Source organism: Bradyrhizobium sp. AZCC 1721 (genome assembly GCF_036924715.1).
In the GTDB taxonomy this organism is placed as follows: Bacteria; Pseudomonadota; Alphaproteobacteria; order Rhizobiales; family Xanthobacteraceae; genus Bradyrhizobium.
Genome location: NZ_JAZHSB010000001.1, coordinates 5744321 through 5766777 on the forward strand (window position 1 = coordinate 5744321; position 22457 = coordinate 5766777).

Genomic DNA, 22457 nt, shown 5'->3' on the forward strand with positions numbered 1-22457 from the left:
TGTGGGGATAGTTTAATTCAACGAATGCATGGCCTTTACACAGGTCTAGCATGAGGTTCGTGGCATGACGACGCAACCAACGGCGTCATGAAGCGGTTAGGTTGTTGAAGGAGAAAGACATGGCGAGCGCAGACGGTGTCGAGAAACTCGAGGACGCGATCGTCCGGTCGGCCGAGCAGGTCGCCGGCCAGATCCGCGCCGCGAAGGAAGCGATCTCCACCGTCATCTTCGGCCAGGTTCGGGTGATCGAAAACACCCTGGTGACGATCCTGTCCGGCGGCCACGCGCTCTTGATCGGCGTTCCCGGCCTCGCCAAGACCAAGCTTGTCGAAACCTTGGGCATCACGCTCGGGCTGGATGCCAAGCGCATCCAGTTTACGCCTGACCTGATGCCCTCGGACATTCTGGGCGCCGAGGTGCTGGACGAGAGCAATTCCGGCAGGCGGTCGTTCCGTTTCATCTCCGGACCGGTGTTTGCGCAGCTTCTGATGGCCGACGAAATCAACCGCGCCAGCCCGCGGACGCAATCGGCGCTGCTGCAAGCCATGCAGGAACAGCACATCACCGTTGCAGGCGCGCGGCATGATCTCCCCAAGCCGTTCCACGTGCTCGCCACCCAAAACCCGCTGGAGCAGGAAGGCACCTACCCGCTGCCCGAGGCCCAGCTCGACCGCTTCCTGATGGAAATCGACGTCGATTATCCCGATCGCGACGCCGAACGCCGCATCCTGTTCGAGACCACGGGCGCGGAAGAGACGCTTGCCAAGGCCTCGATGGACGCGGAAACCCTGATCGCGGCGCAGCGGCTGGTGCGGCGGCTGCCGGTCGGCGACAGCGTCGTCGAGGCGATCCTGTCGCTGGTGCGCGCCGCACGCCCCAACACCGAAGACGGCGGCGACAAGCTGATCGCCTGGGGGCCGGGCCCGCGCGCCAGCCAATCGTTGATGTTGGCAGTCCGTGCCCGCGCCTTGCTCGACGGCCGCCTTGCGCCCTCGATCGACGACGTGCTCGATCTCGCCGAACCCGTTCTCAAGCACCGCATGGCGCTGACCTTCTCGGCGCGCGCGGAAGGCCGCACCATTCCCGACGTAATCAGACAATTGAAGACGCGGATTGGTTGATGGCCGCAGAGACCAGCCACGAGAACAGGGAGATTGTTGCGATCCGACGTGCCGATGGCGAAAGCCGAACGCTCGCCGCATCGCTGCCCCGTCTCGTGCTCGATGCCCGCCGCATCGCCGCCAACGTCATCCATGGCCTGCACGGCAGGCGCCGCGCCGGCGCCGGCGAGAGCTTTTGGCAATATCGCCGCTTCGTCTCCGGCGAACCGTCGCAGAACGTCGACTGGCGGCGCTCGGCGCGCGACGATCATCTCTATGTCCGCGAACAGGAATGGGAGGCGGCGCATACGATCTGGCTGTGGCCCGACCGTTCGCCGTCGATGGCATTTGCTTCCAAGGGGGCCCGCGACTCCAAGCTGGAGCGTGGCCTGATCGTGACCTTTGCGCTCGCCGAACTCCTGGTTTCGGGCGGAGAGCGCGTCGGCATTCCCGGCCTGATGACCCCGACCGCAAGCCGCAACGTGATCGACAAGATGGCGCAGGCGATGCTGCATGACGATGCGGTGCGCGCCAGCCTGCCGCCCTCCTTCGTGCCGTCGGCCCTGGCCGAAATTGTCGTGCTGTCCGACTTCTGGTCGCCGATGAGCGAAATCAGGACGATGCTCGCCGGGCTTTCGGCCTCCGGCGCCCATGGCACGCTGATCCAGGTCGTCGATCCTGCCGAAGAGACCTTTCCTTACGCCGGCCGGATCGAGTTCGTCGAGCCGGAAGGTTTTGGCGTCATCACCGCCGGCCGCGCCGAGAGCTGGGCCAGCGACTATGTCGCCCGCGTCACGCTGCATCGCGATGAGATCCGCAGCGAAACCAACAGGCTCGACTGGCTGTTCTCGACCCACACCACCAGCCGGTCCGCCGCCGAACTGCTGCTGTTCCTGCATTCCGGCATGATGGCAGCCAAGGGAAGCGTGCGCGGCTCAACGGTCAAGGCGGGGCGCAGCGCATGATGGCGGGCATCCCCTTAAGCTTTGCGCAGCCGCTGCTTCTGCTGGGCCTGCTGAGCCTGCCGGTGCTGTGGTGGCTGTTGCGCGTGATGCCGCCGCGGCCGAGACGGATCGAATTTCCGCCGACCCGGCTGTTGTTCGACATCAGGCCCAGGGAAGAAACTCCGTCGCGGACGCCGTGGTGGCTGACGGCGCTGCGTCTCGCCGCCGCGGCGCTGGTCATCCTTGCCGCCGCAGGCCCGATCTGGAATCCGCAGACCGGGGTCGGCGGCAGCAATGCGCCGCTTGTGATTCTGCTCGACGACGGCTGGAGCGCGGCCGCAAGCTGGGACACCCGGATCAAGGCCGCGGACGAATTGATCGCCAACGCCGACAACGACCGCCGCGGGGTCGCGTTGGTTTCGCTTTCCGAACCCGCACGTGACATCACGCTGATGCCAGCCGGTACCGCACGCGTCGCGCTGCGCCAGATTGCACCAAAGCCGCATTCGATCGACCGCGTCGACACGCTAGGCGCGCTCGACCGCTTCCTGAAGGCCACCGGTGATGCCGAGATCGCGTGGCTGTCCGACGGTGTCGATACCGGGCGCGGCGCCGAATTCGTCGAGAATCTCGCCAAGACCATCGGCGACCGCAAGCTGACGGTGTTCGAGGGCGGCGCGGCGCCAGCGCAAGCCTTGGTCGCTGCCGAAAACGCCGCGGCGAAAATGACGGTCAAGGTGCTGCGCACCACCGGCGGCGTCGCAGCCGGCGTGGTCCGCGCGATCGACGCCAAGGGCTCGCCGATCGGCGAGGCGCGCTACGCGTTCGGCATGCAGGACCGCGAAAGCGAAGCGGCATTCGATCTGCCCGTCGAACTGCGCAATGACATTTCGCGGCTGGAAATCTCGGGTGAACGATCGGCCGGTGCGGTGCAATTGCTCGACAAACGATGGCGACGGCGCGCCGTTGGCGTCGTCACCGGCGCGACCAGCGATACCGCCCAACCGCTATTGGCATCGACCTTCTACCTTACCCGCGCCCTGTCGCCATTCGCCGACGTGCGGCTCGGCGACCGCGGCGCGCCGCAACAGGTGATCGCGCAGTTCCTCGATCAGCGGCTGCCGATGATCGTGCTCGCCGATGTCGGCACGCTGTCGCCGGAAATCCGCGAGCGGCTGAACGCATGGATCGATCAGGGCGGCGTGCTGGTGCGTTTCGCAGGTCCCCGCCTGGCGCAGGCCGATGACGATCTGGTGCCGGTGAAACTGCGTCGCGGCGGCCGCGTCCTCGGCGGCAGTCTGACCTGGGAAAAGCCACAACATCTGGCGTCCTTCGCCGCCGACGCTCCGTTCGCGGGCCTCGCGGTGCCCAAGGATGTCACCGTGAACCGGCAGGTGCTGGCCGAGCCCGATGCGGTGCTCGCCACCAAGACCTGGGCGTCGCTGGAAGACGGCACGCCGCTGGTGACCGGCGAGCATCGTGGCAGGGGCATTGTCAGCCTGTTCCATGTCGGCGCCGACTCGCGCTGGTCTGACTTGCCGATGTCCGGCAGCTTCGTCGAGATGCTGCGGCGGCTCGTTGACATGTCCGGCTACACCACGAAGCCCGGTGCTGGCGTTGCGAGCGAGGCGACCAACGTCGAGACGGTTGCGCCACTACGCACCCTCGATGGTTTCGGCGCATTCGGGCCGCCGCCCTCGACCGCCAAGCCGATGCCGGCGGATTATCGTGATCGCGGTACATCGGAACATCCCCCGGGCTTCTACGGCCCGGCCGATGGCCCGATCGCGGTCAATACGCTGGCTGCAGCCGATCGTATCGCGCCGCTCGAAACATCCTCGTTGCGCGCGCAGCGCGCCAGCTACACCAATGCCGAACCGCGCGATTTGCGCGGCATCCTGCTGTCGTCGTCGCTGGTGCTGTTCCTGATCGACGCGGTCGTGGTCGCGATGCTGGGCGCGGGCCTTGCCGCGCTGTGGCGGCGGCGCACGGCGACGGCCGCCGTTCTACTTGCCCTGATTCTGGTCGCGGCCTCGACTGCGCCTTCGCCGACGCGCGCCCAGGGCAACGATGAATTCGCCATCAAGTCGGTGTCGCAGACGCGGCTTGCCTATGTCGTCACCGGAAATGCCGACGTCGATTCCATCGTCAAGGCGGGCATGGCCGGACTGACGCTGTTCCTGGCGCAGCGCACGGCGCTGGAGGCCGGCGATCCCGTCGGCATCGATCCCGCAAAGGACGAACTGGCATTTTTCCCGCTGATCTACTGGCCCGTTGTACCGGGCGCGCCGAAGCCGCCGCAGGACGCCATCAACCGCATCGACGCCTATATGAAACAGGGCGGCACGGTGCTGTTCGATACCCGCGACGCCGTCGAGGCGCCGCCGGGCGAGAACGGCGCGTCGCAGACGTCGGGCATGCGCACCTTGCGCGAGATTCTCTCCTCCCTCGACGTGCCTGAACTGGAGCCGGTGCCGCGCGAGCATGTGTTGACCAAGACGTTTTATCTGCTGCGCGATTTTCCCGGCCGCTTCACCTCGGGCCAGACCTGGGTCGAGACCCTGCCGCGCGAGGATGAAGACGATACGGCCTCGCGCCCGGCACGCGGCGGCGACGGCGTCTCGCCCATCATCATCACCTCGAACGATCTCGCCGGCGCCTGGGCGCATCGCCCGGACGGCCAGCCGATGCTGCCGCTGACGCCGAACGAGCCGCGCCAGCGCGAATTCGCCTTCCGCTCCGGCGTCAACATCGTGATGTATACATTGACCGGCAACTACAAGGCCGACCAGGTCCACGCGCCCGCCCTGATCGAACGGTTGGGGCAATAGGCCATGCAGTACGGCATCGCGTTTACTCCTCTCGTTCCGACACTCGTGCTGTGGATCGCGCTGGCCGCGATCGTCGTCATCGCGGCGCTGCTGCTGTTCAGCCGCGCGCGCGGTGCGGCCGTGCGGGTCGCGGCGCTGGCGCTGATCCTGCTGGCGCTCGCCAACCCCTCCTTCACCCGCGAGGACCGCGAGCCGTTGTCATCGGTCGCCGCCGTCGTGATCGACAAGAGCCCGAGCCAGAATTTCGGCACCCGCAACCAGGAGACCGCGAAGGCGCAGGAAGCGCTGGTCGACACGCTGAAGAAGATCAAGGGACTGGAAGTCCGCGTCGTCGAGGCCGGACAGGCCGACGGCGAGACCGACGGCACCAAACTGTTCGGTGCGCTGTCCTCGGCGCTATCGGATGTTCCGGTTGACCGGGTCGCTGGCGCATTCCTGATCACGGACGGCCGGGTGCACGACATCCCCGCAAATGCCGCTGCGGTCGGCTTCCAGGCGCCGGTGCACGCGCTCGTCACCGGCCGGAAGGACGAGCGTGATCGCCGCATCGCAATCACGGCCGCGCCGCGTTTCGGCATCGTCGGGCAGCCGCAGACCATCACCTACCGGCTGGACGACCAGGGGGTCACCGGCCAGCGCGCCAAGATCGTGGTGCGCCGCGACGGCGAGGTGATCAGCGAGCGCAATCTGGTCAGCGGCCAGACCGCCAATGTCGACGTCGATATCAAGCATGCCGGCCCCAACATCGTCGAGATCGAGGCCTCGCCGCTCGAGAACGAATTGACGCCGGTCAACAACCGCGCCGTGGTCGCGATCGACGGCGTCCGCGACAGGCTGCGCGTACTCCTGGTGTCGGGCGAGCCGCATTCCGGCGAGCGCACCTGGCGCAACCTGCTGAAATCGGACGCCAGCATCGACCTCGTGCATTTCACGATCCTGCGCCCGCCGGAGAAGCAGGACGGCACGCCCATCAACGAGCTATCGCTGATCGCGTTTCCGACCCGCGAACTGTTCCAGCAGAGGATCAACGATTTCCACCTGATCATTTTCGACCGCTACGCCCGCCAGGGGGTGCTGCCGATTGCCTATTTCGACAATATCGCGCGCTATGTCCGCGCCGGCGGCGCGGTGCTGGTGTCGGCTGGTCCCGATTACGCCTCCACCACCAGCATCTGGCGCACACCGCTCGATACGGTGCTGCCGGCCGAGCCCGTCGGCGTCACCGAAAAGCCGTTCTATGCGCACTTGAGCGACGCCGGTAAGCGCCATCCGGTGACGCGCGGCCTCGAAGGTTCCGCCAGCGAACCGCCGCGCTGGAGCCGTTTCTTCCGCACCGTGGAAACGCGCAACGCGATCGGCGCGCCCGTGATGACCGGTCTCGACGGCAAGCCACTGCTGCTATTGTCGCGCTTTGGCGAAGGCCGCGTAGCGCTCCTGCTGTCGGACCACATCTGGCTGTGGGCGCGCGGCTATGAAGGCGGCGGGCCGCATCTGGATCTGCTGCGGCGGATGTCGCACTGGCTGATGAAGCAGCCCGATCTCGACGAAGAGGCGCTGCGCCTGCAGATCCAGGGCAAGGACCTCGTGGTGCTGCGCCAGACCATGGCCGACAACGTGCCGCCAGTGACCGTGACCTCGCCGAGCGGCGCCACCAAGGAGCTCACGCTGACCGCGAGCGAGCCCGGCACCTGGCGCGCGACCATTCCCGCCAATGAGCTCGGGCTGTGGCAGGCGACCGATGGCGCGCTGAAAGCCCTGATCAATGTCGGGCCGACCAACCCGAAGGAATTTTCGGAAGTCACCTCCACCACCGAGATGCTGAAACCTCTGGCGCAGGCGACCGGCGGCGACGCGCGACGCGTGGCCGAAGGCGGAAGCATCGACCTGCCCCGCGTGGTGCCGGTGCGCGCCTCCGGTATCTTCCACGGCGACGGCTGGATGGGCGTCAAGATGCGCGAGGCCAGCGTCGTCAAGGGCGTCGGCGTGCTGCCGATGTTTGCCGGCCTAGTCGGGCTGTTGCTGCTGCTCGGCGCCTTCGCCGCGACCTGGGTGCGCGAGGGGCGCTGACGGCACGCCCGCCTCGTCGATGCGCCTTCGATCATGATGCGATTTCGTAGAATCGCATCATGATCTCATCTCTTTGTTTGAGCATGATCTTTTCGGAAAACCGCTTCGCACTTTTCCGGATCATGCTCTAGGCAGCCTCGTCCGCGCGTCGCCACCTCGGAAATGGATCGGCAAGCCCGGACCATTCCGCAACGCGCATTCCCGGCTTTCCTGAAACAAGGCAAGCATCGAGACGCGCCGTGATCGCGTCCTGATCCATATTCGTGCCGATGAAGACGATCTCCTGCCGGCGATCACCGTACACCTCGCTCCAGTTCTTCTTGAGCGATTGTCGCCAGAACGGATCGTCCGGCCACCGATCGACCGGCACATTCGCCCACCAGAAGCCCAGCCCCTCGGTTCGGACGATCGCACCGGCCTGGCTCAGCTCGCCAAGCCATTGCGGGCGAGTCGCTATCCAGAAATGTCCCTTGGCGCGGATGACGCCAGGCCAGCTTTCTTTCAGGAATTGATGAAATTTCGCGGGCTCGAACGGCCGTCGCGCGCGATAGACGAAGTTCTTGACGCCATATTCCTCGGTCTCGGGCGTATGACCTGCAAAGCCATAAAGCTCCTTGAACCATAGCGGGTGTTGCTGCGCGCGCTCGAAATCGAAGCGGCCGGTATTGAGAATGCGCTCCAGCGGCGCATTGGAGAAGTTGGTCTCGATGATATCGGCCTCGGGATTCAGAGAGCGGATTATCATTCGGGCGGAGTCGCGTTCTCCCTGCGACGCCGCATCGATCTTGTTGAGCACGATCACATCGGCAAATTCGATCTGCTCGACCAAGAGATCCACCAGTGTGCGCTTGTCATCTTCACCGAGCGACTCGCCGCGATCCGCCAGAAAAACGGTAGAGGAATAGTTCTTCAGCAGATTGACGGCATCGACGACCGTGACCATCGTGTCGAGGCTTGCCACATCGGACAGACTTTCTCCGTCTTCGGACCGGAAATCGAAGGTTGCTGCGACCGGCAGCGGCTCCGAGATGCCGGTGGATTCGATCAGCAGGTAGTCGAACCGTTCGCTCTCGGCGAGCGCCCGCACTTCCTTCAACAAATCGTCGCGCAGCGTGCAGCAGATACAGCCGTTGGTCATCTCGACCAGCTTTTCGTCAGTCCGCGAGAGGTTCGCACCGCCATCGCGGACGAGGTCTGCGTCGATGTTGACCTCGCTCATGTCGTTCACAATCACCGCCACCTTCAGGCCCTGGCGATTGTTGAGCACGTGATTCATCAAAGTTGTCTTTCCAGCCCCGAGGAAGCCGGACAAGACGGTGACGGGGAGTTTTCGCATGGAGATCGAAAAGCCTCTTGAGCTCACGGGGCCCCAACCGGGGAGGAAGACGCATGCGAGGGACCCCGTTGGTGGCGGATAATGTTATGTTATAACATAACAATGCAAGACCGAGGGATTGTCAATTGGCGAAACAGGCGGGGTACGCGGGGCAAAAGCGCCGATGTTGCGCGAATCTCACACTTGGCGGAATTGTCAGGGCTCCGGAAAGACGGCAGCCCGGTGTCGATTGACACTCCGCGGTGTTCGCGACGTTATAATGTTACATTGGGGTGGCGAGATGCCTGAGCCGCCCCGGGGGACAAGGCGTCAATCGTCGTGAACTGGTTCCGAAAACACCTCAAGCACGGCTCGCGGCTGGCGCTGTTTGCGCTCGCGATCCAGTTTGCGCTGTCGTGCGGGCATTTTCACGCGGTGGCCGCGCAGGCCTCACCGGCCATTCAAAGCGGGCTGACCGGCGTCAATCTTGCGATCGCCACGTCCGTCGCCGCACAAAATGCGCACTCCGAAGTCGCGCAGCCGCAGCAGCCTGCGGGCCACGATGACGACGACCAACACACGACCAATGTCTGCGCGGTCTGCGCCGTTCTCTCATTGGCCAACAATTTCCTGTTCATCACGCCGCCCGTGCTGGAGTTGCCGGGAGCTGTCGAACTTCTGTACCTGGTCACCGGTGCTGAGTTCGCCCATCTCGGCGCGTTGCATCCAGCGTTCCGCTCCCGCGCACCTCCCGTCTCCTGACATCGATTGATTGATGCATTCCTGGAGAGAATCGCCGCACTATACGGTGTCTCCCGAGGAGAAATCGGAATCGATCCGTCGCACATCGACGGAATCAGGATCGGGACAATGACATTCAAGAAGAAACAAGCGTTCCATTGCGGTGGAGCAAGCTGGCTATTGCTATGCGCGATGGCCGACGGGGCGATGGCACAGGCCACGTCACCGGCATCGACGCAACTGCCTGAAATCACCGTGACGGCGCCGAGCCCGATCGTGCGGCGCAAACCCGCGCCCGTACGAACGCCGGCGCGCGTCACCCGCGCAGCGCCCGGCCAGAACCGTGAGCGCGCGCCAGAACCACAACCAGCCCCGGTGGTCGCCGCGCCCCAACAAGGCGTGCTGCCGATCGTGACTGATCAATTCGCAACGGTTACCGTGGTGCCGAACGAGGAGATCCGCCGCCAAGGCACCGCCCAGCTTGGCGATCTCCTGTTCTCGAAGCCCGGCATTACCGGCTCCACCTTCGCGCCCGGTGCCGCGAGCCGGCCGATCATCCGGGGTCTCGATGTCAATCGCGTCGGCATCCTCGAGAACGGCACCAACGCTGGTGGCGCCTCCGATCTCGGCGAAGACCATTTCGTGCCGGTCGATCCGCTGGCGACAAACCAGGTCGAAGTCATCCGCGGTCCGGCGGCGATGCGGTACGGATCAACATCGATCGGCGGCGTCGTCAGCGCAACCAACAATCGCATCCCTGACGCCTTGCCTTCATGCGCGGCGGCACCCTTCCAGACTTACGGGCTGCCGGCGAAGGCGCCGCTTGCAAACGTGGGGTCACCTTCCTGCGTCACGGTCGAAACCCGAACGGCCGTCAGTTCCGTCGACCGGGGTGTCGATGGCGGCATCCTGATTGATGCCGGCGGCGGCAATTTCGCGTTCCACGCCGACGCTTATGGCCGCAAGGCCAGCGATTACAGCATTCCGAGCTATCCGTACTTGTTCGACCAGACCCGCCCGGTCAACGGCCGGCAGCCCAATTCGGCGATGCAGGCGGCTGGTGCATCGATTGGCGGCTCCTACATCTTCGATGGCGGATTTATTGGCGCGGCGATCACGCAGAACGACACGCTCTATCGGATTCCGGGCATCGACGGCGCCGATCATCAGACCCGCATCGACGCGCGTCAGACCAAATTCACGGCCAAGGGCGAATACAGGCCGGACGCGGCGGCAATCGACGCAGTACGTTTCTGGGCGGGCGCGACCAATTACAAGCACGACGAGATCGGTCTTGCAGATCCCGCCGACTTGTCGTCCGCCGGGGTGCGGCAAACCTTTACCAACAAGGAGCAGGAAGGGCGCGTCGAGGTGCAGATGGCGCCGTTCAACGCGCGCTTTGCCGCTGTTACGACCGCCTTCGGTCTGCAGGCGGGGCATCAGGAACTGACGGCATCAAGCCCGGACGATCCGGGCAGCCCGCTCAACGGGTTGTTTGATCCTAACAAGAATAACAGGGCCGCCGGCTACGTCTTCAACGAGTTGAAGTTCACTGACTCAACCAAGGCGCAGATCGCGGGCCGTATCGAGCATGTCAGTCTCAGCGGAACGACGCCGGCATTTGTTCCGGAGCTGTTCGACCTCAACGTCGACCCTGCTGCCATTGGTCCTGCCACACCGCGCAACCTGAACTTCACGCCGAAAAGTGCGAGCGTCGGTCTGCTCCAGGATTTGCCAGGGGGTCTTGTCGCAAGCATTACCGCCCAATACGTCGAGCGCGCGCCCAAGCCGGCGGAATTGTTTTCGCGCGGACCGCACGATGCGACCGCCACGTTCGATATCGGCAATCCCAATCTCGGCATCGAAACCGCCAAATCGATCGAGATCGGATTACGACGCGCCACCGGCCCCTTCCGATTCGAAGCAACTGCGTACTACACCAAGTTCAATGGCTTCATTTTCCGTCGCCTCACCGGCAACACCTGCGAGGATGTCGCTTGCGTCGGTCCTGCGGACCCGGCTTTTCCCCTTGAACTCAACCAAGCGATCTATTCGCAGCGCGACGCCACCTTCCGTGGCGGCGAATTCCAAAGCCAGTTGGACGTCGGGCCGCTCTACGGCGGCATCTGGGGCATCGAGAACCAGTTCGATGTCGTGCGCGCGACCTTCAACGACGGCACCAATGTCCCGCGCATCCCACCCGTGCGCGTGGGTGGCGGCCTGTTCTGGCGCGATGCCAATTGGCTCACGCGGATCAACCTGCTGCACGCCTTCGCCCAGAACGATATCGCCCCGATCGGCGAGACGCCGACGGCGGGCTATAATCTGTTGAAGGCGGAGGTCAGCTACAGGACGAAGCTCGATCCAACCTGGTTCGGCGCGCGGGAAATGCTGGTTGGGCTCGTCGGCAACAACCTCTTGAACGAGAACATCCGCAATTCGGCGTCCTTCAACAAGGACGAGGTCTTGCTGCCGGGCATTGGCGTGCGGGCGTTTGCCAATCTGAAGTTTTAAGCCGCATGAGCAGACGGGTGGCGTTAGCTGGTGCTACCAGCTAACGTCCAGGTGGGATGACTGGGGACACCAGGCGCAATCCCGCGTCAATGTCCCCTGCCCACTGAAAGCGGATGCTCGACGATTAGATGACCTCGTCCATCAATGTTCCCGTCTACAGCGACGCGCTCGTTCTGCTCGGCACCGCGGGCGTCGTCATTCCCTTGGTGCGGCGGTTCGGCCTCAATCCCGTTCTCGGCTATCTAGGCGCCGGCGCGATCCTGGGCCCTCTCGGCTTGGGATCGTTCATCGAGAGTTTTCCGCTTCTCTACTGGTTCACCGTTGTCGATCCCAAAAACGTCTCCGGCATTGCGAACCTCGGAGTTGTGTTCCTGCTCTTCCTCATCGGGATGGAGCTATCGTACGATCGATTGAAGGCAATGCGCCGCCTGATATTCGGGCTAGGCAGCTTGCAGATCGTACTCTCCACGGTGGCGATCGGCGTGGTCGTCGCCCTCCTGGGCAACAAAGCTCCGGTGGCCTTCATCCTCGGTGCCTGCCTTGCCTTGTCCTCGACGGCCATTGTCGTCGAGATGCTTTCCAGGCAGCGACGACTTAGTACAAACGCAGGCCGGGCAAGCTTCGCGACGTTGCTGGCGCAAGACCTGGCAGTCGCCCCTCTCCTGCTCTTTATCTCCATTTTTGGCGCAAGTGAGTCCGGTTCGGTCGTTGCGACGCTCCTTCTCGCGCTCACCAACGCAGCCGTCGCGCTCGCGGTGATCGTCATCGTCGGCCGCGTCGTGATGCGACCGCTGTTCCGTCTGGTGGCATCAGTGGGCATGAGCGACCTGTTCGTCGCCACGACGCTGTTCGTGATCGTCGCAACCGGCGTGGCTGCCGCCGTGGCTGGCTTTTCCATGGCGCTCGGCGCCTTTGTCGCCGGACTGCTGCTTGCCGAGACGGAATTTCGCAAGGCGATCGAGACCGCCATCGATCCGTTCAAGGGCCTCCTGCTTGGTCTGTTCTTCTTCACGGTCGGCATGAATATCGATTTCCGCGAGCTCGCGCGTGACCCGGTCTGGCTGATCGCGGCTGCGGCCGGGCTGATCGCCGTAAAGTCCGTCATCCTCATCTTCCTGGCGCGGATGTTTCGCCTCTCATGGCCCGCTTCTATCGAAGTCGGGCTGCTGCTGGGTCCCGGCGGCGAGTTCGCTTTCGTCGGGATTGGAATGGCGACGACGCTTGGTCTGATCGATGCCAGCGTATCGAGCTTCACGGTCGCACTGACCTCGCTGACCATGATGCTCACCCCGGCGCTATCTCATGTCGCACGCCGACTGGCGCCGATGATGCGCGAAGACAAGCCGCCTGACCCTGAACTCGCCGTTGCGCCAAGCGGCGGGAGCGGCCATGCCATTGTCGTCGGACATGGCCGGGTGGGACAGGTCGTCTGTACGATGCTGGACCGGCACCAGTTCAAGTACATTGCGGTCGACAATGATGCCGCGGCCGTCCCCGAGCAGCGAAGACAGGGGCGTACCGTCTTTTACGGTGACGCAACAAACCCGGAGTTTCTGAAGAGCTGCGGCCTCATGGACGCCGCCGCTGTCGTCGTCACGATCAATCAACCTGAAAACATCGACGAAATTGTCGCGCAGGTCCGCGCGCTGAGGAAAGACATGCTGGTGGTTTCACGCGCCCGCGACGCCGACCACGCGCGGCATCTCTACCAAATCGGCGTTACCGACGCGGTGCCGGAGACCATCGAGGCTAGCTTGCTGTTATCGGAAGCCGCCCTGATCGGGCTCGGGGTGGCGATGGGTCATGTCGTCGCCAGCATCCACGAAAAGCGCGAGGAGTTCCGGCACGAATTGCAGAAGGCGGCGGGAAGCGCCGCGGTCACGCCGGTTCGGACGACCGGCACCAAAAAGCGGCGATTTTTCTGATGGACTGCGGCGGCGGCACGCCAACGGCCCTATCGCGCCTTGCTCCAGTCCGGCCGGATATTGCCGGACACGCCGTCGAACGCGCCCTCGACCAGTTCTGCCACCAACAGGCGGCTGTAGTCGACGGGGTCCCGGCATGGTCACCCGTCCCTTCGGTATCACCCTGAAGCCGACGCGGCTGTAATAGGGTTCGTCGCCGACCAGAATGACCAAACGATGGCCCTTGGCCTTGGCGTCCTGCAGCGAACGATCGAGTAGCATGCGGCCGACGCCGCGCTTCCGGAACGGCGGCTCGACCGTCAACGGCCCGAGCATCAGGGCCGGCGTGTCGCCGATGCAAATCGGCAACTGGCGCACTGAGCCGACCAGCAATGTGCCGATCCGCGCCGTAAACGAGAGGTCGAGCAGATGATCGACATGCTCGCGCAGGCGGTAGGCGCTCAGCACGAAACGGCCGGGACCGAACGTGCGCTCGTGCAGCCGTTCGATCGCCTGGGCGTCCTTCGGTGTTTCGGCCAGGATGGTGACGTCAAGTTCGCTCATGATGGAGCGCGGGATAGCATCTGGCGACGGCGCGGTCCATCGCTGGAAGACGGCAATCCCTGTATTGCCTCAATCCCTGACAGGGGCGGGCTGGGACAAATAGGCCAGGAGCTTCATCTCGCGGCGGCCGCGTGTCACCGTATCCAGCACCAGCCCCGAGCTGACCGACAGCACCGCCACGATCATCAGGCCCATCGATAGCACCGCAGTCGGTAGCCGCGGAACGATGCCTTCCTCGAGATAGGTGACGATCACGGGGATCGCGAGGCCGATCGAGACCAGCATCAGGAAGATGCCGATCACCGTGAAGAACCGCAGTGGCTTTTCCGACCGGTACAGCTTCAGGATGGTGCCGAGGATCCGGAAACCGTCGCGCCAGGTGTTGAGCTTGCTGAACGATCCCTCGGGCCGGGCGTAATATGGCGTCTCGACTTCCGTCACCGGCAGCGCCAGTTCGAGCGCGTGAACGCTGAGCTCGGTTTCGATCTCAAAACCGTCGGACAGCACCGGAAAGGATTTGACGAAGCGACGCGAGAACACGCGATAGCCCGAAAGGATGTCCTTGAATGCCTGACCGAACACCGCGGAGAGGAAGCTCGTCAGCATCCAGTTGCCGGTGCGGTGGCCGGGCCGGTACGCCGCGACCGATTGGTCGACGCGAAAGCCCACCACCATGTCGAGGTGGCCGCTGACCAGCGCGTCGATCATGCGCGGCGCGCTCGGCGCGTCATAGGTGGCGTCGCCATCGACCAGTACATAGATGTCGGCATCGATGTCGGCGAACATGCGCCGCACCACATGCCCCTTGCCCTGGCGGCGCTCGCTGCGCACGATGGCGCCAGCCGCGCGCGCGACCTCGATGGTGCGGTCCCTCGAATTGTTGTCGTAGACGAAAATCTGAGCCGTCGGCAGCGCCTTGCGGAAGTCGGAGACCACGGTAGCGACCGAGGCCTCCTCGTTGAAGCACGGCACCAGAACCGCGATCCGTAGCGCTGGTGCCGTCATCGCGGGCACACAGAATCAAGTCTGTTCATGGAACATCTATACCGCAATCAGGCACTGGCCGGTTGAGGGAAGGCCGACTTATCCGCGGGCAAATCGAGCGTTGCGAACAGCAGGGTCCAGAGCGATAGCATGTCGATCGGAATAATATAATAAGGCGTAAAGATCGGATGGGTCATGAAGAAAATCAGGTTCACGGCGAGGTTTGCAGCGACCAGCAGGGCAACTCCTCTGGCTCGGCCCCGATCGGACCACCACAACCAAGCGGTCCAGCCGACCGATATCGCCAGCAAGGTGAATTGAACGTCAACAAGATAGCTCAAGAGTACGCCCGCATTCAGTTCAGGCGGCACGACATCGACGCTGCCGTAGGTGGTCGAGAACGGGCTCCCCGCATTGATCGCATTCGCGATCAGCGTCGGCACAATCCCGATCAGGAACGAAACACCAAACGCGAGCCCGTGCAGGAAAGTCTCCTTGCTGCGCGCCAGCAGGAACGCGCCGGCAAAACACAGGCAATAGCCTGCCGCCAGAAACAGGTTCGGCAAACGAAAGTTGACGGAAAGACCGATCAGCAGGCCCACCAGCGCAATGATAAGGAGCCGACGCTGTCGCCGGACCGCGAAGAGCTTCGCGGTCAGGAAGCCCGCGGCCGCGCATACCATCATGGTCGGCGCCACCGAATAGCTCGCCTTGCTCGGGTTGATCATCAGGTAAAGCGCCGCAAAGCCGAACACCGCCGCCAGCGCGAGCGATACCGGTTCGCGTGCGCGGAACAGCGCAAGCAGCGCAAACGCGAAGATCGTGACATTCGTCAGCACGTAGAGCGGGATCGCCTGAAATCCAGTGGGAAACAGCGAGAGGACGAAGCCGGTCCCCGGCGGATACTGCAGCACATACTTGTCCACTGCGGGAATGAAGGGGTGGCAGGGCGCGCGCTTCACGTCATGCCATTCCGCGTAGCCGATCGCCTTCAGGCCGTTCTTGAGATAGTGGTCGTCGTCAAAGGTGACGTTGGTGTCGATGCCTCGGAGGCCGAACCTCTCGAACAGATGCGCCTGCCGCAGATAGCAGATGTCGTCATAGACACCGCGGCTTTCGCTCCAGCGCGAAATGCTCCAGACGTTGCTAGCCAGCACCGCCAGGAAGCCAATGGCGCAAAGCAGCTTCAGGACCCCCATCCTGCCCATGTCGATTCCCGCCCCCGTTTCCCCGCTTCTATGCATTGCGGGGCGGCGAAGCAACCGAGTCTTGCGTCAGCGCCAGGTCGCAGTCCGCGCGGCACCGTCGAGCACTTCGGCGATCCGGAGCCGCGTGCCCCTGGTCGTCTCCGCCGGCAGCGCGCCTGCCGCATAGAATCCGCACTCGACGATCTCGTGGTTGGGCTCGGGCAGGCGGTCCTGCCGGAACTGCCTGACGACATAGACCGCGACATGGTCGCGGCGGGAAACGTGGCCGTTGAAGAACAGGCCGTGCAGGACCGGCTCTCCGGTCAATTCGATCCGCCCCTCTTCCACCAGCTCCCTTCGCAAGGCTTCGAGAAAGGTTTCGCCGACCTCGACCCCGCCGCCCGGCAGGTGCCAGCCCGCGACATAGCTGTGCCTGACCAGGAACACCTTGTCATCGCCATCGAGCACGACGCCGCGAACCCCGAGCGTCATGCCGCGGGCCATCCGCCAATAGAGGTGAAATACGCGCCGCAACTGCCGTTCGAAACGTTTTCGCAAGTGCTGCAGCGCCGTCACGCAAACCTCGGATGGACAGTTATCACGTTTGATCCTTATATCGCCGACATGATGGTGCGACGGCTCTATATCACAGAGAATGCGGCGGAGCGCGAATGACCGATACCTTTACGCTGGCGCATCTGTCGGACCCGCATCTGCCACCGCTGCCCGCGGCGCGGCTGCGCGACCTCGCGGGCAAACGTGCGCTCGGCTATTTCAATTGGACCCGCAACCGCCATAAATATCACCGCCGCGAGGTGCTGGACGCACTGGTTGCCGATATGCAGGCGCAGCGGCCGGACCACATCGCGGTGACCGGCGATCTCGTCAACCTGGCGCTGGAGGCGGAATTCATCCCGGCCCAGGCGTGGCTCGAAAGCGTCGGCACGCCGCAACAGGTGACCGTCGTTCCCGGCAATCACGACGCCTATGTGCGGGCGACGCGGCATCATTTCACCGGCGCGTTCGAGCAATATCTGCGCGGCGATGCCGCGGCGGACGGAGCGTCGTTTCCGTTCGTGCGGCGGCGCGGTCCGCTGGTGCTGATCGGAGTCTCCTCGGCGGTGCCGACGCTGCCATTGATGGCAACCGGCCGGCTCGGCCGCGCGCAGCTCGATGCGCTCGACCGCCAGCTTGCCCAGTTGCCGCCGGACGAGGCATTCCGGGTGCTGCTGGTCCATCACCCCCTGCAATCGAGTTCGCGGATGAAGCGACTGACCGACTCGAAGGCGCTGCGCGCCGTGCTGAAGCGGCGCGGCGCGGAACTGGTCCTGCACGGCCATGACCACATCCATTCGACGATGTGGCTTGAAGGCGCCGGCCACCAGATCCCCGCGGTTGGCGTGCCCTCGGCATCGGCGCTGGCGCACCGGCATTATCCGGCCGCTGCCTACAACCTGTTTTCGATCACGCGCGACGGCGGCAAATGGCGCTGCGTACAGACCGTGCGCGCCGTGGATGCCGACTTCCGTGTCAAGCAAATCAAGCAGGCGACGCTGCTTTAAAAGTTCTTCAAGCTTGCATACAGCGCCAATCCGAACAGCGCCACCGCGCCCAGCACGAAGCCGAGCACGAACATGCCCAGGCCGCGGCGGCGCGGTTTCTTTTCCACAACAGGTTCGGCCACGGGCATTGCCACCATCGCATGCTCGCGCTCGATCATGCGGCGCGCGACATAGCCGGTGACGGCATCGACGATGACGGGCACATCATGCGACTCGGCAAGCACGATGCGGCCGAAGCGCGTATCCTGCACGAAGCGGTAGATGCGCTTGTCGCGTCCCATCACGATATGCGCGACCACGTCGATCCACAGCCGCGGCGTTTCGCCCTGACTGACACCGCGATCGAACAAATCGATTTGCTCCGGCACCTCAGCGAACAGCGGATCGAGCGCCTCGTTCAGGATCTCGAGCCGCGCGACCTCGGCATCGCGCAGTTCGACCACGACGCCGGTCCGATCGGCGGCCTCGATCCGGGCCTGGCGGAGCGCATCGCGCAGCCGGGTCGGTCGCATGTCGCGGGCTTCGTTGCCGGTATTTTGCGCGTTTGACATCGGGAGCCGCCTTTATCCTGCAGGGGTTAGCCTGGGCTTAACCTAGCAGTAACCATGCCTTGCGCAATGGTTCTTTGTTTTCAATAGGTTATCCCTCCACCGTTATTCCCCGCGGCGGCACCCCCACCGTAGCAGATGCTCTGCATCGGCGTTTTTCTTCAAGGACGGCGGCCGCAGGCCGCCTACGCCCTCCCCCGCACGCGGGAGATGGTGAAGAAACGCGCCTCCCTGGAACGCGCAAACGGCCCCAGCCGGAATTCCGGATGGGGCCGCCTGTCCTTGGACGTTTCTTCTGATAGGTAGGTGGGCAGCAGCCGGTCAGGCCGAGACGCGCGAGGGCTCTTCGACGATGGAGAAGCGTACGCCGGCTTTATGGCGGCTCTCTTCCGAGACCTCCTTCCAGCACTCTTCGGCTTCCTTGCGGGTCTTGAACGGGCCTTTGACCTGGGCCGAGCCTTCGACGAGCTTGTGGAAGTTCATCGAACCGAACTCGCCGCCGATCACCCAGAAATTGCTGCCTTTGGTCATTTTCAGTCTCCTGTTGTCCGAGTAGCGTGATCAGTCTGGAATCCGGCCAGGCCCCAGACTGATCAATTCCACCGTTAGCCGAACTGGTTCATCGTGTTGTGGACGCCGCCCGCCTTCAGAGCGGCTTCACCGGCGAAATACTCCTTGTGATCGTCGCCGATATCGGAGCCGGCCATGTTCTGATGCTTGGCGCAGGCGATGCCCTGACGGATCTCCTGACGCTGAACATTCTTCACATAGCCCAGCATGCCCTGCTCGCCGAAGTACTCCTTCGCGAGATTGTCCGTCGACAGAGCTGCCGTGTGATAGGTCGGCAACGTGATCAGATGGTGGAAGATGCCGGCACGCTTTGCTGAATCGGCCTGGAAGGTGCGGATGCGCTCGTCGGCTTCAATGGCCAGCGGCGTATCGTCGTATTCCGGCTTCATCAGCTCGGCCCGATTGTACTTGCTGACATCCTTGCCGGCTTCCTTCATCGCGTCGTACACCTGCCAACGGAAGTTGAGCGTCCAGTTGAACGACGGCGAGTTGTTGTAGGCCAGCTTTGCGTTCGGAATGACCTCGCGAATACGGTCTACCATCTTGGCGATCTGCTCGATATGCGGCTTCTCGGTCTCGATCCACAGCAGGTCGGCACCGTTCTGCAGCGAGGTGATGCAGTCGAGCACGCAGCGATCTTCGCCCGTGCCGGCACGGAACTGATAGAGGTTGCTGGCAAGCCGCTTCGGACGCATCATCTTGCCGTTGCGGTTGATGATGACATCGCCATTCCGGGCCGTGGCGGCTGTCACTTCCTCGCAATCCAGGAAGCTGTTGTACTGATCGCCGAGGTCGCCGGGCTTGTGGCTCACAGCGATCTGCTGCGTGAGACCGGCACCCAACGAGTCGGTGCGGGTCACGATGATGCCGTCTTCGACGCCCAGTTCGAGGAAGGCATGGCGGCAGGCCCGGATCTTCGCCAGGAACACCTCGTGCGGCACGGTCACCTTGCCGTCCTGGTGGCCGCACTGCTTTTCGTCGGAGACCTGATTCTCGATCTGCAGGGCGCACGCACCCGCCTCGATCATCTTCTTGGCGAGCAGGTAGGTTGCCTCGGCATTGCCGAAGCCGGCGTCGATGTCGGCGATGACGGGCACGACATGGGTCTGGAAGTTGTCGATCTTTTCGATCAGCGCCTTTTCCTTCGCCTTGTCGCCTTCCTTGCGGGCCGCGTCGAGCGCGCGGAAGATATCGTTGAGCTCACGGGAATCCGCCTGACGCAGGAAGGTGTAGAGCTCTTCGATCAGGGCCGGCACCGAGGTCTTCTCGTGCATCGACTGATCAGGAAGCGGTCCGAACTCGGAGCGAAGCGCGGCGATCATCCAGCCGGAGAGATACAGATAGCGGCGATCGGTCGTGCCGAAATGCTTCTTGACCGAAATCAGCTTCTGCTGCGCGATGAAGCCATGCCAGCAACCGAGCGACTGGGTGTACTTGGTGGGATCGGCGTCATAGGCAGCCATATCGCTGCGCATCAGCGCCGCGGTGTACCGGGCGACGTCCAGGCCGGTCTTGAAGCGGTTCTGCAGACGCATGCGCGCCACGGCTTCGGCGGTGACGCCATTCCAGGTCGGCTGGGCCTTCAGGAGTGCTTCAGCAGCTCCAATCTCGCTCAGATAGGAGGCCGGTCCTTGGATAGTCCGGTCACTGATTCCACGCGGCTGGTAGTTCATGTGCATGATCCTTGTCTTCCACTGTCTTCAATCGACATTCTTGACAGTGCATTGCGAAACGTCCTGAGAGCTAAACGCGGAAAAGAGAAATTCGTATAGATACCTTGCATTTTATTGGTGATGTCTTGTAACATATGAACTTGTAACAGATGTCATTTTGTAAATTTTGTCACAATCTTAGGTCAGGAACCTTCTATGGCCGCCGAATCCGGAAAGAAGCTTTTTGTCGGGCCGAGGTTCCGGCGGATCCGCCAGCAGCTTGGACTGTCGCAGACCCAGATCGCCGAGGGGCTCGGGATCTCGCCGAGCTACATCAACCTGATCGAGCGGAACCAGCGGCCGGTGACGGCGCAGATCCTGCTGCGGCTGGCCGAGACCTATGATCTCGACCTGCGGGACCTCGCCACCGCCGATGAGGACCGCTTTTTTGCCGAGCTGAACGAGATTTTTTCCGATCCGCTGTTCCGCCAGATCGACCTGCCGAAGCAGGAACTGCGCGACCTCGCCGAACTCTGCCCGGGCGTGACCCATTCGCTGCAGCGCCTCTACGCCGCCTATACCGAGGCCCGCCGCGGCGAGACGCTGGTGGCGGCGCAGATGGCCGACCGCGATGAGGGCGCCCGCTTCGAGGCCAACCCGATCGAGCGCGTGCGCGATCTGATCGAGGCCAACCGCAATTATTTTCCCGAGCTCGAACAGGCCGCGGAAAATTTGCGGGACGAGCTCCACGTCTCCGCCGAGGAACTGTTTGCCGCGCTCGCGGCGCGGCTGCGCGAAAAGCATTCGATCGTCACCCGCATCATGCCGGTCGACGTGATGCGTGAGACGCTGCGGCGGTTCGACCGCCATCGGCGCCAGCTTCTGATCTCCGAACTGGTCGACGGCTCGGGCCGGGCCTTCCAGCTCGCGCTGCAGATTGGCCTCGCCGAATGCGGCGCATCCATCGACGCCATCGTCAACCGCGCCGGTCCGCTCGACGACACGCCACGGCGGCTCTACCGGATCACGCTGGCGAACTATTTCGCCGCCGCCGTCATGATGCCCTATCAGCCATTCCATAGTGCTGCGGAAAACCTGAACTACGATGTGCACGTGCTGGCGCAGCGCTTCAACGCCGGCTTCGAGCAGGTCTGCCACCGCCTCACCACGCTGCAGCGGCCGAACGCGCGCGGCGTGCCGTTCTTTCTGCTGCGCGTCGACAATGCCGGCAACGTCTCCAAGCGATTCTCGTCTGGCACGTTTCCGTTCTCGAAGTTCGGCGGCACCTGCCCCCTTTGGAACGTGCATTCGACCTTCGACACGCCGGACCGCCTGCTCAAGCAGGTGATCGAGCTGCCCGACGGCACGCGTTATTTTTCCATCGCGCAGATGGTGCGCCGGCCGGTCGCACCGCACCCGCAGCCGCAGCCGCGCTTTGCGATTGGTCTGGGCTGCGAAATCCGTCATGCCTCGAAGCTCGTCTACGCCGCCGGGATGGATCTGGAGAAGGCGGAGGGCACGCCGATCGGCGTCAACTGCCGGCTTTGCGAACGCGAAAACTGCAGCCAGCGCGCCGAGCCGCCGATCACGCGGACGCTGATCCTGGACGAGAACACGCGACGGGTGTCGTCGTTCGCATTTTCGAATGCACGGGAGTTGTGAAGCCCACACGCTCTCCCCACGTCGTCCCTGCGAACGCAGGGACCCATAGCCACCGGCGGACGTTGTGAGAGGCGCTGTAGCCACGGCCTGGCAGAACATGAACATTTGTGGTTATGGGTCCCCTGCGTTCGCAGGGACGACGGATAGATATGCGCTCGCATCCTCGCGGCGCGTTGCGCCCGAGTTGTGCTTGAATTCTTCACCCCCTAAAAATCAGAGGGCGCAGGGAAGGCCGGGTGCTGGCTGGCACCCGCGGTCTCGTGTGCAAGGATGCGCAAAGAGACGCACACGAGCATACAGGCAACAGCCGAA

The 22457-nt window shown here is 63.6% G+C and carries 16 protein-coding genes and 1 pseudogene; 9 read left to right on the forward strand and 8 right to left on the reverse strand.

Annotated elements, in window-relative coordinates:
• Positions 1 to 119: 119 nt before the first annotated feature.
• Genes V1273_RS27490 through V1273_RS27505 form a run of 4 tightly spaced genes read left to right on the forward strand, consistent with a single transcriptional unit; the run spans position 120 to position 6942 of the window.
• Positions 120 to 1121, forward strand: coding sequence for an AAA family ATPase (locus tag V1273_RS27490; protein WP_334364485.1), 1002 nt, complete (start codon positions 120 to 122; stop codon positions 1119 to 1121).
• Complete coding sequence (locus V1273_RS27495) at positions 1121 to 2065, forward strand: DUF58 domain-containing protein (RefSeq protein ID WP_334364486.1); 945 nt, start codon at positions 1121 to 1123, stop codon at positions 2063 to 2065. The genes V1273_RS27490 and V1273_RS27495 overlap by 1 nt, the downstream gene beginning before the upstream one ends.
• Positions 2065 to 4875, forward strand: coding sequence for a DUF4159 domain-containing protein (locus tag V1273_RS27500; RefSeq protein ID WP_334412273.1), 2811 nt, complete (start codon positions 2065 to 2067; stop codon positions 4873 to 4875). Before V1273_RS27495 ends, V1273_RS27500 begins: the two co-directional genes overlap by 1 nt.
• A gap of 3 nt (positions 4876 to 4878) precedes the next feature.
• Positions 4879 to 6942 carry a hypothetical protein gene (locus tag V1273_RS27505; RefSeq protein ID WP_334380794.1) on the forward strand — a complete coding sequence of 688 codons (2064 nt, stop codon included), beginning with the start codon at positions 4879 to 4881 and terminating at the stop codon, positions 6940 to 6942.
• 127 nt (positions 6943 to 7069) lie between these two features.
• On the opposite strand, the gene zigA is transcribed toward V1273_RS27505, so the two are convergent.
• Positions 7070 to 8278, reverse strand: a complete 1209-nt coding sequence (gene zigA, locus V1273_RS27510; protein ID WP_334380793.1) for a zinc metallochaperone GTPase ZigA — start codon at positions 8276 to 8278, stop codon at positions 7070 to 7072.
• Between the two features lie 318 nt (positions 8279 to 8596).
• Between zigA and V1273_RS27515 the strand changes: the two genes are divergently transcribed.
• The 3 genes from V1273_RS27515 (at position 8597) to V1273_RS27525 (ending at position 13437) form a co-directional block, all read left to right on the forward strand.
• Entirely contained in the window at positions 8597 to 9019 is a 423-nt protein-coding gene (locus V1273_RS27515; RefSeq protein ID WP_334411515.1) for a DUF2946 family protein, read from the forward strand.
• 108 nt (positions 9020 to 9127) lie between these two features.
• Positions 9128 to 11512, forward strand: a complete 2385-nt coding sequence (locus V1273_RS27520) for a TonB-dependent receptor (protein ID WP_334411516.1) — start codon at positions 9128 to 9130, stop codon at positions 11510 to 11512.
• A gap of 128 nt (positions 11513 to 11640) precedes the next feature.
• The gene (locus V1273_RS27525) at positions 11641 to 13437 is read left to right on the forward strand and encodes a cation:proton antiporter domain-containing protein (protein WP_334411517.1); all 1797 of its coding nucleotides are present in this window, start codon (positions 11641 to 11643) and stop codon (positions 13435 to 13437) included.
• A gap of 29 nt (positions 13438 to 13466) precedes the next feature.
• Here the strand turns inward: V1273_RS27525 and V1273_RS27530 are convergent.
• The 4 genes and pseudogenes from V1273_RS27530 to V1273_RS27545 form a co-directional block, all read right to left on the reverse strand.
• Positions 13467 to 13980: pseudogene (locus tag V1273_RS27530) on the reverse strand (GNAT family N-acetyltransferase).
• A 69-nt stretch (positions 13981 to 14049) separates the two neighbouring features.
• Entirely contained in the window at positions 14050 to 14985 is a 936-nt protein-coding gene (locus tag V1273_RS27535; RefSeq protein ID WP_334411518.1) for a glycosyltransferase family 2 protein, read from the reverse strand.
• A 47-nt stretch (positions 14986 to 15032) separates the two neighbouring features.
• Positions 15033 to 16172 carry a hypothetical protein gene (locus V1273_RS27540; RefSeq protein ID WP_334411519.1) on the reverse strand — a complete coding sequence of 380 codons (1140 nt, stop codon included), beginning with the start codon at positions 16170 to 16172 and terminating at the stop codon, positions 15033 to 15035.
• Positions 16173 to 16238: 66 nt separating this feature from the next.
• Positions 16239 to 16727, reverse strand: coding sequence for an NUDIX domain-containing protein (locus V1273_RS27545; protein WP_334380788.1), 489 nt, complete (start codon positions 16725 to 16727; stop codon positions 16239 to 16241).
• Positions 16728 to 16822: 95 nt separating this feature from the next.
• Between V1273_RS27545 and V1273_RS27550 the strand changes: the two genes are divergently transcribed.
• The gene (locus tag V1273_RS27550; protein ID WP_334364496.1) at positions 16823 to 17713 is read left to right on the forward strand and encodes a metallophosphoesterase family protein; all 891 of its coding nucleotides are present in this window, start codon (positions 16823 to 16825) and stop codon (positions 17711 to 17713) included.
• Here the strand turns inward: V1273_RS27550 and V1273_RS27555 are convergent.
• The 3 genes from V1273_RS27555 to V1273_RS27565 form a co-directional block, all read right to left on the reverse strand.
• Positions 17710 to 18264, reverse strand: coding sequence for a hypothetical protein (locus V1273_RS27555; RefSeq protein WP_334364497.1), 555 nt, complete (start codon positions 18262 to 18264; stop codon positions 17710 to 17712). The two genes, V1273_RS27550 and V1273_RS27555, sit on opposite strands and share 4 nt — an antisense overlap.
• A 318-nt stretch (positions 18265 to 18582) precedes the next feature.
• Positions 18583 to 18792 carry a DUF4170 domain-containing protein gene (locus V1273_RS27560; protein ID WP_036013800.1) on the reverse strand — a complete coding sequence of 70 codons (210 nt, stop codon included), beginning with the start codon at positions 18790 to 18792 and terminating at the stop codon, positions 18583 to 18585.
• A gap of 74 nt (positions 18793 to 18866) precedes the next feature.
• Positions 18867 to 20504: an isocitrate lyase gene (locus V1273_RS27565; protein WP_334411521.1), complete on the reverse strand. Its 1638-nt coding sequence runs from the start codon at positions 20502 to 20504 to the stop codon at positions 18867 to 18869.
• 195 nt (positions 20505 to 20699) lie between these two features.
• Between V1273_RS27565 and V1273_RS27570 the strand changes: the two genes are divergently transcribed.
• Positions 20700 to 22145 carry a helix-turn-helix domain-containing protein gene (locus tag V1273_RS27570; RefSeq protein ID WP_334380784.1) on the forward strand — a complete coding sequence of 482 codons (1446 nt, stop codon included), beginning with the start codon at positions 20700 to 20702 and terminating at the stop codon, positions 22143 to 22145.
• Positions 22146 to 22457: the final 312 nt, after the last annotated feature.

Coding starts and splice junctions, on each gene's coding strand:
- V1273_RS27525 (WP_334411517.1), top strand. CDS start 11,641: ATGACCTCGTCCATCAATGTTCCCGTCTACAGCGACGCGCTCGTTCTG.
- zigA (WP_334380793.1), bottom strand. CDS start 8,278: ATGCGAAAACTCCCCGTCACCGTCTTGTCCGGCTTCCTCGGGGCTGGA.
- V1273_RS27565 (WP_334411521.1), bottom strand. CDS start 20,504: ATGAACTACCAGCCGCGTGGAATCAGTGACCGGACTATCCAAGGACCG.
- V1273_RS27555 (WP_334364497.1), bottom strand. CDS start 18,264: ATGTCAAACGCGCAAAATACCGGCAACGAAGCCCGCGACATGCGACCG.
- V1273_RS27495 (WP_334364486.1), top strand. CDS start 1,121: ATGGCCGCAGAGACCAGCCACGAGAACAGGGAGATTGTTGCGATCCGA.
- V1273_RS27570 (WP_334380784.1), top strand. CDS start 20,700: ATGGCCGCCGAATCCGGAAAGAAGCTTTTTGTCGGGCCGAGGTTCCGG.
- V1273_RS27550 (WP_334364496.1), top strand. CDS start 16,823: ATGACCGATACCTTTACGCTGGCGCATCTGTCGGACCCGCATCTGCCA.
- V1273_RS27500 (WP_334412273.1), top strand. CDS start 2,065: ATGGCGGGCATCCCCTTAAGCTTTGCGCAGCCGCTGCTTCTGCTGGGC.
- V1273_RS27540 (WP_334411519.1), bottom strand. CDS start 16,172: ATGGGCAGGATGGGGGTCCTGAAGCTGCTTTGCGCCATTGGCTTCCTG.
- V1273_RS27520 (WP_334411516.1), top strand. CDS start 9,128: ATGACATTCAAGAAGAAACAAGCGTTCCATTGCGGTGGAGCAAGCTGG.
- V1273_RS27560 (WP_036013800.1), bottom strand. CDS start 18,792: ATGACCAAAGGCAGCAATTTCTGGGTGATCGGCGGCGAGTTCGGTTCG.
- V1273_RS27505 (WP_334380794.1), top strand. CDS start 4,879: ATGCAGTACGGCATCGCGTTTACTCCTCTCGTTCCGACACTCGTGCTG.
- V1273_RS27490 (WP_334364485.1), top strand. CDS start 120: ATGGCGAGCGCAGACGGTGTCGAGAAACTCGAGGACGCGATCGTCCGG.
- V1273_RS27535 (WP_334411518.1), bottom strand. CDS start 14,985: ATGACGGCACCAGCGCTACGGATCGCGGTTCTGGTGCCGTGCTTCAAC.